The organism is Anoxybacillus sp. LAT27 (assembly GCF_022030075.1).
Taxonomy (GTDB): Bacteria; Bacillota; Bacilli; order Bacillales; family Anoxybacillaceae; genus Anoxybacillus; species Anoxybacillus kestanbolensis.
Map to the genome: position 1 here is coordinate 1 of NZ_JAIWYK010000372.1, position 227 is coordinate 227.

General features: G+C 68.3%; 1 pseudogene. It reads left to right on the forward strand.

Going from position 1 to position 227, the window contains the following annotated elements:
* A pseudogene (locus LD028_RS09840) lies at positions 1-227 on the forward strand (sirohydrochlorin chelatase); the annotation flags it as partial.

The window sequence follows — 227 nt, forward strand, 5'->3', positions numbered from 1 at the left end:
TGGTGTCCGCCGCTGGAGGACCATCCGCTGGCGGAGCAGATCGTCTGTGAACGGCTGCGGGCGCTGTCCGTCGATGCCCGCCGCGAAGCGCTCCTGCTCGTCGGACACGGCAGCGACCTGCCGGGGTATCGGGAACGCTGGGAGCGTCTCCTGCACCGCTTGACGTTCCGCCTGCAAAACCGCTTTTACTTCACCGCCGCGGGCTATGCCACGCTGCGGCCGGATAC